General features: G+C 52.7%; 7 protein-coding genes. 2 read left to right on the top strand and 5 right to left on the bottom strand.

The window, feature by feature from the left end; genetic code table 11:
* Positions 1 to 127 precede the first annotated feature (127 nt).
* Positions 128 to 1747 carry a VRR-NUC domain-containing protein gene (locus ACO6V1_RS10645; RefSeq protein WP_422466824.1) on the bottom strand — a complete coding sequence of 540 codons (1620 nt, stop codon included), beginning with the start codon at positions 1745 to 1747 and terminating at the stop codon, positions 128 to 130.
* Positions 1748 to 1923: 176 nt separating this feature from the next.
* The gene (locus tag ACO6V1_RS10640; RefSeq protein WP_422459491.1) at positions 1924 to 2592 is read right to left on the bottom strand and encodes a hypothetical protein; all 669 of its coding nucleotides are present in this window, start codon (positions 2590 to 2592) and stop codon (positions 1924 to 1926) included.
* Positions 2593 to 2702: 110 nt separating this feature from the next.
* Between ACO6V1_RS10640 and ACO6V1_RS10635 the strand changes: the two genes are divergently transcribed.
* Entirely contained in the window at positions 2703 to 3269 is a 567-nt protein-coding gene (locus ACO6V1_RS10635; protein WP_422446515.1) for a DUF4202 domain-containing protein, read from the top strand.
* Positions 3270 to 3468: 199 nt separating this feature from the next.
* Complete coding sequence (gene ydiJ, locus ACO6V1_RS10630) at positions 3469 to 6531, top strand: D-2-hydroxyglutarate dehydrogenase YdiJ (protein ID WP_422466822.1); 3063 nt, start codon at positions 3469 to 3471, stop codon at positions 6529 to 6531.
* A gap of 100 nt (positions 6532 to 6631) precedes the next feature.
* Here the strand turns inward: ydiJ and dmsD are convergent, their stop codons facing one another.
* The 3 genes from dmsD to glgB all read right to left on the bottom strand — a co-directional run bounded on the left by dmsD (position 6632) and on the right by glgB (position 10324).
* Positions 6632 to 7225 (bottom strand): Tat proofreading chaperone DmsD, encoded by a 594-nt coding sequence (dmsD, locus tag ACO6V1_RS10625; RefSeq protein WP_269676953.1) that lies wholly within the window; start codon positions 7223 to 7225, stop codon positions 6632 to 6634.
* 94 nt (positions 7226 to 7319) lie between these two features.
* Positions 7320 to 8069, bottom strand: a complete 750-nt coding sequence (locus ACO6V1_RS10620; RefSeq protein ID WP_422446520.1) for a class I SAM-dependent methyltransferase — start codon at positions 8067 to 8069, stop codon at positions 7320 to 7322.
* 47 nt (positions 8070 to 8116) lie between these two features.
* Positions 8117 to 10324 carry a 1,4-alpha-glucan branching protein GlgB gene (gene glgB, locus ACO6V1_RS10615; RefSeq protein WP_422466820.1) on the bottom strand — a complete coding sequence of 736 codons (2208 nt, stop codon included), beginning with the start codon at positions 10322 to 10324 and terminating at the stop codon, positions 8117 to 8119.
* Positions 10325 to 10328: the final 4 nt, after the last annotated feature.

The raw sequence follows: 10328 nt of genomic DNA, 5'->3' as shown, positions 1-10328 counted from the left end.
ACACCAATCACCTCCCCGCGACGCTCAAGGCCAGACCGGATATCACCGTAATGAGCTGAAGCCTTTGGGGAATAATCAAGAACCTCAAGCCGACTGACAAAATCCTCAACATTCAGGCTAAATCAAACTATACCCACCCAACATACACCACCTCCGCTGGAATTCCGTTTTCCTGAAAAAAGGCTAACCACAATTTCTGATTTTCCTGCAGCCTGTCTCCCGGCCCCTTAACCTCCAGCCACTGATACCGGTTATTTTCCGGATCAAACAGGATCAGGTCCGGAAACCCGGTTCGGTTGTGGGCAATATCAAACATCAGTCGTTGAAACATAGCACTCAGTTGTGCCATCGGTATCAACGATACGGCCAGGGTAATCAGCTCCGGACTGAGTGCAGGCCAGATCACCAGACGATTGCTGATGCCCTGCTTCGCGCTATAGGTTGCCAGCAGAGTATCCAGAAGATTGCTTTCAGACATTTCTGCCAGCCTTTGATGAATCGAATCCTTACAGCTTCGATAAAAATCCGGAGTCATCAGGTCTGCTGGTCCACTCTGAAACGGGTGGAAAAACGCCCCCTCCCTGTCGGCAAAGATAATATCCCAGAACCACAGGCCAGCAAGCCCATTGATCAGGGCATTTTCCACATAAAACACCTGCCAACCCTGATCTTTGAAATGCGCCTGCACCTGAAATTCAACCCGCTGACCATTGTCATTCAGCTCAAGAGTCCGTTCGTTAAACGGTGCGGTTTGCCGCCTGCGTTTCTCGCCCTTCAGGGTTTTGGCAAACCGATGGGCAAAAGCCAGCTCCAGGCTGCTGGCCGGTGAAGCCTGTATCTCTTCACACAGTGCCAAAGCGCCCGCAGTGTCATTGAGCCTGGCCAAAATGCGAGTCCGCCGTTCCCGGGACGGAGGCAAATACGACTGCTGAAAACTGGCGACTGCCGCCCGCAAAGCACCTTGCCTTTCCAGATCACGGGCAATGGCATTCACCAGCCGTGCATACCGCCGCTTAAGGGTCGGATGGCTGAAATCAGACGACGGTGGTAATTTAGCGGCCAGGGCCTGCAACTCATCAAGGTCAAGTTTCTTATTGTCCCGGGCCACTGCCTGCCAGAGCAGTGACAGGCTCAACCCCTGCTCCAGCGCCTCCCGGTGGTCAAATAACCGGGAGTTTAGCGGATAGCTTTCAAAGCGATTCAAACCCAGGTCCTGAAGTACAAACTCCGTCAAATCCTGACTGAGGTTACCAAAGAACAGGAACAATAAGGTTCTCAGCTCTTCCCGGTACAGAGGTTGAAGAATGGTAAATGGCAGATCAGGGCATGGGTGGTTACCGCTATCCACCAACCGGTTTACCAAAGATTGCTTACGTTCGCTTCGGTAAGGGCCAAGCTGGTCAGGAAAACAGCACAGTAACTCACTTTTGGTCATAAGCTCGCACACCGCAACCAGATCCAGCGCCGGGTTAACCTGCATAAGACCCGAACCGACCAATTCATTAACCGCCAATTCAATGGAGGCAATTTCCGGATAGCTGAGTTTATCCCGCCGAAACATCGGGCCTTTGCGCCCCACCAGCCGCACATAGAGTTTCTGTGCATCCTCCTCCAGCCGTCGGAAGGTGTTGAGAAAAGCGGTTTCGCGGCAACTCAATAAATCAGCATACAGCTGCTCAACAAAACCAAGCAGCCGCTGAAAATTGGTCAGGTAATAGTCTTCAGGTAATACCACCGGTGTGTGCAATGCAGCCTCGCTATTAAGTAGTTGGCCAAATGGAATCGTATATTTCTGGCTAAGTGGGCAGTTACTATGTAAGGCGCAACGTAGGGAGCATAGCAGTAGCTATGTGACCGGAGTTGCAACGCCGCAGAGTGATTGACAACTTAGTCAGAAATATATGATTTCATTTGGTTAACTACTTATTCACAGACAGCAATATCGGAAGGGCGGAACACCTGCAAACCGGACACATCCAGTAATGACTGCTGGTACATCAAGGTTGCCAGTGCTGTAATCCGGGTGGGACGAAGTGCTTTCAAACCGGAAACCGGCAGGCTGCCTAACAGCGACAGCAGATAAAATCCAACAGACTCCATCAGCCGAAACTCATCACGATTGCCATGCAGCAATGACGGCTGGTAAATAGCCAGAGAGCGAAGCCCCAGTGCTTTCAGCCCACTCTCCGCCTCACCTTTCACCTTCATATAAAAGGCCTGCGACCCCTTATCTGCGCCATAAGCACTGATCAGATGAAACGACGGCTGTCCATGGTCCACTGCCCACTGACCAAGTGCCAGAACATAGTCACGATCAACTTTGGCAAAGGCTGACCTTGAGCCAGCTTTCTTTATGGTGGTACCAAGACAACAGAACAAGACGTCAACGGTTAAATCCAGATCCTGTAACTGATCCAGGCTCAGCACCACCTCCCTGACTTTGGCGTGACCCGCCCATTGTGTCGTTCGGTAGTGCAGAACAACGACCTCGGAGTAGTGGCTTCGCTCCAGCAGGTATTGCATCAACACCTGCCCGGTGGCACCGGTCGCACCAACCACCATGGCAACCCTTGGGGGCTTTTCTTTACTCATCCTTTTTAACCCGACTATCCAGTTGAGTAGAATCACAAATACCAGTCGAAATCCACTGGCAAATCAAGTAAAAAGTGCGGCATAACTATTTTAAAATGAGATCGCAGTTTATGACCAGGCTTGCAGAAACATTGGCCGCCATTGACCAGCTTCACCAGATGGACCCAAGCGTCATTGATGATACCCCGGCAGAATTAAACTACGCCCGGCAAATGACCCACTGGTTACAACAGCTGGCTCCGGATGCTTCTGAGGAGTTGCAGATCGCCGTTCGCAGTCAGCACCTCTGCCGCTGGGAAATCCCCCGGTCAGAATACCCTGAAGGACGAACCGGCTACCTGAAGTGGCGCACCGAACTGGGCAAGCTGCATGCCCGAAAAGCCGGTGAAATCATGGCCAGAAACGGTTATTCAGAAGCAAGCTGTGCACAAGCGTCCGCGATTATCCGCAAGCAGGGCATCAAGCGAAATGCCGACACTCAGACGCTGGAAGACTGTGCCTGCCTGGTCTTTTTGACCCACGACTTTTCGGCCTTTGCCGCCAAACACCCCAGGGACAAGGTGATCGCCATTGTGCAGAAAACCTGGAAGAAAATGTCTGAGCAGGCCCAGCAGAAAGCGTTGGCGTTGCCATTTGCAGAGCCTGACCTGCAGGTTCTTCAGGAGGCGTTGGCGTAGGAACAGTCATACTTCAATAAGCAATAAGCGCTGCCCGCTGCCCGAAAAAGACAGACCGCATGTGCCTGTGCTTTTGCGGGCAGCGGGCAGCGGTCTCAGACAACAACTTACCAGAGCAACCCCCAAACCCACCACCTTTTGTTCCCTACCTTCCCTGCTTTACGTACAATACCCTACGGGATTGATGGGGAGTAAAGCTGTGATCAGTAGGCTGGATCAGAAAACAACAAACACCTTATATAGCCACTTTGCCCGTGAGCTGGCCTCTGCTGGCTTCAGCGGGGATATTGAGCTGGGCTATGCCGACCGGACCGTTCTGGCAACAGACAATTCAATCTACCAGGTACTGCCAGAGGGAGTGCTCTACCCTCGCTCAACAGCAGACATCAGCAAGATTCTGACCCTGGCCAATAAGCCATCGTTCCATCAGATCGTCGTGTCTCCCCGTGGTGGTGGTACCGGCACCAATGGTCAGTCGCTGACGTCTGGTTTTATGGTGGACACCAGTCGTTATATGCACCGGGTGCTGGAGATCAACACAAAAGAGCGCTGGGCCAGGGTTCAATCCGGCGTGGTCAAGGACTACCTGAACGAGCTGGCGGCGAAAGAAGGCCTGTTCTTTGCCCCGGAACTCTCCACCAGCAACCGGGCAACCGTGGGCGGCATGGTGAATACCGATGCCAGTGGTCAGGGTTCCGTAGTGTATGGCAAAACCCGCCACCATGTACTTGAACTGACCTCAGTGCTTGCCGATGGCACGGTATGGAACTCCTCACCAGTCGATAACGATCAACTTGAGCAACTGTGTCAACGACAGGATCGTATTGGCGAGATTTATAACACCCTGAAAAAGACCCACCGCGAACATCAACAACAGGTGTCTGACGTATTCCCGCACCTGAATCGAAACCTGACCGGCTATGACCTGGCCAATATTGTCAATAAAGATAACCAGCATGATCTGAATGCCATTCTCTGCGGTTCCGAAGGAACCCTGGCCATCATCAGTGAAATCAAAGTTAACCTGCTGCCTTTTCCCAAACACTCTGCCCTGGTACTGGTTTTCTACAGAAGTTTCCAGGACTCGCTGCAGGATGCCCAGACACTGATGTCCGCCGTGCCAGATTCCATTGAAACCATCGACTCCCGTGTGCTTGGGCTGGCAAAGGCTGACAGTGTCTGGGAAAGCGTCAAAGACTTCTTTCCCAGGCAGAGTGATGATATTGACGGCATCAACTTTGTCGAGTTTACCGGCGACGATGAAGCGGAGATTCAGCAGGGTATCGATCGCCTGAAAGCCGTACTGGAACAACCGGTCAGTATCTGGCGTGCCGGTCACAGCGTAGTGAACGGCACCGGCAATGTTAAAAAAATCTGGAACATGCGCAAGCAGGCTGTCGGGCTGCTGGGCAATATGAAAGGCGACGCACGCCCTATACCCTTTGTGGAAGATGTGGCGGTTCCTCCGGAAAATCTCGCTGACTTTATTCAGGCATTTCGGGCACTACTGGACAGTCACAACCTTTCCTATGGCATGTTCGGGCATGTGGATGCCGGTGTTCTCCATGTCCGCCCGGCCATCGATATGAAAGACCCGGAACAGGAGAAACTGGTCCGGTTAATCAGTGATGACGTGGCCGCCCTGGCCAAAAGTTATGGTGGTGTGCTCTGGGGCGAGCACGGTAAAGGGATCCGTTCGGAATACGCACCGGACTTCTTTGCCGAGCTCTACCCGGTGCTGCAGGAAATTAAAGGCGTATTTGATCCCTACAACCAGTTAAACCCCGGCAAGATTGCCACCCCCGCCACCGAACCGGTTCAGCTGCTGAAGATTGATGAAGTGCCCACCCGTGGCCAGCAGGACCGGGAAATTGAGCGCAATGCCTTTGCCGCGTTTACCAGCAGTTTGTACTGCAACGGCAATGGTGCCTGCTTTAATTACAACCCCAACAGCGCCATGTGCCCCACCTGGAAAGCCACCTATGACCGGACGCAATCCCCAAAAGGCCGCTCGGGCCTGGTGCGGGAGTGGCTGCGGTTACAAACCGCCGCTGGTGCCGACATAGCTGGCGAAAGCCATAAGATCCGTCAGGCGGGCCCACTCTACAACGGTGGTCAGAAACTGATAAACCTGGTGAACAAATGGCGGGGTGAAGAGGACTTCAGTCATCAGGTGTATGGCGCTCTGGATAACTGCATGAGCTGTAAATCCTGTGCCGGACAGTGCCCGATTCAGGTCAATGTTCCCGATCTGCGTTCCCGTTACTTCGAACTTTACCACGGCCGCTACCCGAGACCGGTCAAACACCATGTGGCCGGTTTACTGGAGCCAATGCTGCCGGTACTCGCCAGGATCAAACCGGCTTACAATCTGGTTATGGGCTGGTCAGTGGCCAATACCCTTGCCAGCAAAACCATTAGTCTGCAGGATATTCCGGCGATTACCAGTTCATCGCCGGTTAACGACTGCTGTCGTGCTGGTGCGGCCATTGCCAACCGCACGTTACTGGATGCCATCCCCGATAGTGAACGGGATAAAACCGTCATTATTATTCAGGATGCCTTTACCAGCTTCTTTGAAACACCGCTGCTGACCGACCTGGTTGAGCTGCTGATTCGTCTTGGCTACCGCCCATTGATTGCCCCCTACCGCCCCAATGGAAAAGTGCTCCATGTCTATGGCTTCCTGGGTCGGTTTGAAAAAATCGCCAGAACCAATGGTGAGGAGCTGAAAGCACTGGCCGACAGTGGCATCAGCCTGGTGGGCATTGATGCGGCGGTTACCCTGACCTATCGGGATGAGTACCGGGAAGTGATGGGCGACAGGTCCCCGGAAGTACTGCTCCTGTCCGAATGGTTCGCCAAACAGTCAGAAACAATACGTCAGTTGCAATTAAGCCTTGCCTCCGCTGAGGCAGAAGACTTTGTGCTACTGGGCCACTGCACAGAAATCTCCAATGTCCCCGCAGCTCCTGCTCAATGGCAACAGTTATTCAGTGACCTGGGCCTGAAACTCACCTATAAAGCCACCGGCTGTTGTGGGATGGCGGGCATCTACGGCCATGAGACCCGTAATCAGGATACCTCAAGAAAGCTCTACGATATGAGCTGGAAGGAGGTTGTGCAGAACCCTGAACACAGTGGCAGGCTGGTAGCTACCGGTTATTCCTGTCGCAGCCAGGTGAAACGTTATGGTGATGGCAAGATTCCACACCCGGTTCAGGCACTGCTGCAGGTGATGAAACAACAGGCTTTGAATTAGCCTTTTTGAACCACGAAGGGCACGAAGAGCACTAAGTCTTTGTGACCTTTGTGGTTCCAGTGCTTGCACGACAACCTTCTTGTATTGCAGTGAAAAAATCTTATCGATATAGCTGATGGGTTGCCGCCGTCACATCATAGGCTGCAGAGACTTCCTTCAGGAATTCATCAGCCACCACTGCCAGCGCACGGTAAAAGCCACTCTCATCCGCCTCTGCCAGCAATTCCAGATAACGGCCAGACCATGGCAACAGATGGGTGCCAAGCAATTCCACCACTGCATCGTCATTCTCCGTTTCCATAAAGTAAGCCATGGCTAGAATCATCAGGCCAAACTGATCTTCCGGCTCATTCAAGTCGGTATCCAGTTCCACCTGGTTTGCCCGCAGAAACTGGCGATAGGCCTGCGCCGTTTCACCCAGCAGCAAATTTTCCCGATCCAGATAAACCGATCCCCAGGGCGGCGCTGGCATAGAGCCCTGCCCCTCAAACAACAGGGAAAATTGATAAGTCAATTCCGCTATATCCACAGAACACAGCTGTGCAGCAGCTTCTTCAATAACAGAAGGATTCTGCCAGTCCAGCAGAGCAGGCAGCTCAGCCAGTTCGGCAATAACGCTACCGGCTTCTTCGGAGGTTGGAGAGTAATAAAACAGGGTTCCCAGCATTCTGGGAAGAACGGCAATAGCAGACAACTCGGCACTTCCTGAAATCAAACGTACGCAGACGACTAACTATAGTAGCAGGCGATTTTCTTGAGTATATGGACTAATACCGAAAACCTTTCCCTCACGTCCTGAACGCCTCAATTGCCACAATAAACGGATCGGCCTGATACGCTGCCCAGTAATCGCTCCCCCTGGCCTTAAGCCCTTCTTCCGATACGGCTGGATAAAGCACATTCACGTTGGTCAAACCAGCCTCTTGTAAGCACTGAACAATGGTATCGGTAGACCAGCAGTAATCGGTAAAATGAACCTCAGTATCCCCGACGTGAATGGCCAGCTCAAACGGATCACCGTCCTGCAGGTTTGCCACAGCGTCCACTTTTTTTCCATAGCAGTCATCCGGTGTCTGAGGATTACCCTGCACCCGGGCATGACGCTCAGAATCCAGCGCCAGCAGATAACTATAGCCGCCCGGTGACGTATGATGCCAGAGGGTTTCGGCCAGCTCTTTCAGATGGTTCAGGCTGCCCAGGCGACAGGTCAGCCAGAAGGCCAGCACCGCAGAAAATGAACGCTCCAGTCGCAATGTCGTTGGATCCGCCTGCTTGTACTCAATACCCGGTTCAGCAGACTCATTCAACTGTATAGCCCGATCCAGCATGGCCGGGCACTGATCCACCCCCACCACATACTCAGCCCCGGCCGCCTGGGCAAGGCGGGAAAAGAAACCTTCGCTGCAGCGCAAGTCCAGCACAGAATTTACCGGGTGTGTCACAAACAGACTTTTTACATAAGGGGTGTAAACGTATTTGCCAACGGGGGACTCAGCCACCGCAATGGCATAATCATCCGGCGTGAAAAAATGACTCATATTCGCGCATCCTTAATGAGCAGTCTGCTCAAATCCAGAGAAGTGGATTATTCGGTCAGGTGTAAGAAAACCGTCGCTAATGGCGGTAACGTCATCACTAATGAATGCAGCTGATGATGCATTGGCACAGGCTCTGCCACCAGGGGCAGTTCATTCAACACACCACTGCCGGCAAACTCACGACTGTCGGAATTAAACACCTCTTTCCAGACACCGGCTCCGGGGACTCCCAGCCGGTAATGGGGCCTGACCACCGGGGTAAAATTACAAATGACCACCACCGGTGGGTCTTTGACGGTATGCCGACTGAAGGCGATGACTGACTGAAGCACATCATCAGTAATTAACCACTGAAAACCCGTTGGGTCATAATCGGACTGCCATAAAGCAGGTGAGGCCTGGTAAGTGGCATTCAAATGCCTGACCATAGTCGTCAGGCCACGGGAAAATTCTTTTTCCTCCGGTAACAACCAGTCCAGCTGACCATCGTGATTCCATTCACGGTGGGAACCCAGCTCCGCGCCCATAAACAACAATTTTTTACCGGGATGCCCAAACATATAACCATACAAAGCGCGAAGGTTGGCAAACTGCTGCCACTCATCTCCCGGCATTCGGCTGAGCAGTGTGCCTTTGCCATGGACCACCTCATCATGGGAAAGCGGTAAAATAAAGTGTTCACTGTCGTTGTACACCATACTGAACAGGATCTGATCATGGTGATAACGACGATGCTCCGGGTAGCGGGCCAGGTAATTCAGGCTGTCATGCATCCACCCCATATTCCACTTGTAACCAAACCCTAGTCCGTTGTCGTAAGTAGGCATCGAGACGCCGGGCCAGCTGGTAGACTCTTCAGCAATCATCATGGCATCAGGATAGTGCTGATATACGGCTTCATTCAGCTCCCTGATAAACTGGACGGCCTCAAGGTGCTCATTGCCCCCCAAAACATTGGGCTGCCACTCTCCCTCCCCCCTTGAATAGTCGAGATAGAGCATGGAAGCGACCGCATCCACCCGCAGACCATCCACATGAAACTGTTCAAACCAGAACAACGCATTGCTGATCAGAAAGTGTCTGACCTCCGGGCGTCCGTAGTTATAAATATGTGTCTGCCAGTCCGGATGCCATCCCCTCTGGGGATCTTCATATTCATAAAGATGGGTGCCATCAAAGTGGGCCAGGCCATGACTGTCAGAGGGAAAGTGTGCCGGAACCCAGTCAAGAATGACCCCGATACCGGCGTCATGAAACCGGTCTATTAAGGCTTTCAACCCATCCGGATCTCCGTAACGGCTGCTTGGCGCAAATAAACCCACCGGCTGATAACCCCAGGAACCATTAAAAGGGTGCTCGTGAAGCGGGAGAAATTCAACATGGGTAAACCCCATTCCTTGCACATAAGGCACCAGTTGTTCAGCCAGTTCAGTGTAATTCAGTAGCTGACCACGCTTGCCTTTTTTCCAGGAACCCAGGTGCACCTCATAAATACAGACCGGTCGATCTAACCCCTGGCACTGATGCCACACCGTATTCTGCCATTGATATTTGCGGGAATCATAAACAATGGATGCATTCCCCGGTGGCTGCTCCGCATAACAGGCAAAGGGGTCCGCCTTATGGGGCAGCAGCTGACCATTCGGGTCTTTCAGCTCAAATTTATACAGATCCCCCGCTGTTACTTCAGGAATAAACAACTGCCATATACCACTGTTACTGCCAGCCATCTGGTGCAGCCGACCATCCCAGTGGTTAAATGAACCAATCACACTGACACTGCGGGCATGGGGCGCATAAACCCGAAATAGGACGCCTTGCCAGCTATGGCCTGACAGCGTCACCGAATGGAGGTGCGCACCCAGTGTATGGTACAGCCAGTTGTGGCGGATGACCGGCTCTGTACGACAAAGGCTGGAGAATTGATAAGGGTCGTTAGCCCTGAACTGATGATGCTGGGCATTGGTGACCAGCAGATGATATGCCTGAGGCTTCGAGATATCCGGAAATTGCCGCTCAAACAGCCCCGGTGCAATATCAGTCGCGGGCCCCAGGCTCTTTCCGGTAACCTCATCAATAACCTCCACACTGATGGCATCTGGCCGCCATACTCTGACTACCAGCCCTTGACCGGTTCTGGCGGGATGCCAACCGAGCAAATCAAAGGGGCTGGCACAGCAGGTATTCAGAAGGTCATCAAGCACAGTATCCCGGCTGTCAGAATCCAGCCGGATACCTTCAAGAGCATCGGCCATAATC

The organism is Endozoicomonas sp. ALC013, assembly GCF_049310205.1.
Lineage (GTDB): Bacteria > Pseudomonadota > Gammaproteobacteria > Pseudomonadales > Endozoicomonadaceae > Endozoicomonas.
This window is presented reverse-complemented; position numbering and strand designations above follow the sequence as displayed.

Coding starts and splice junctions, on each gene's coding strand:
- ACO6V1_RS10640 (WP_422459491.1), bottom strand. CDS start 2,592: ATGAGTAAAGAAAAGCCCCCAAGGGTTGCCATGGTGGTTGGTGCGACC.
- ACO6V1_RS10635 (WP_422446515.1), top strand. CDS start 2,703: ATGACCAGGCTTGCAGAAACATTGGCCGCCATTGACCAGCTTCACCAG.
- ACO6V1_RS10620 (WP_422446520.1), bottom strand. CDS start 8,069: ATGAGTCATTTTTTCACGCCGGATGATTATGCCATTGCGGTGGCTGAG.
- glgB (WP_422466820.1), bottom strand. CDS start 10,324: ATGGCCGATGCTCTTGAAGGTATCCGGCTGGATTCTGACAGCCGGGAT.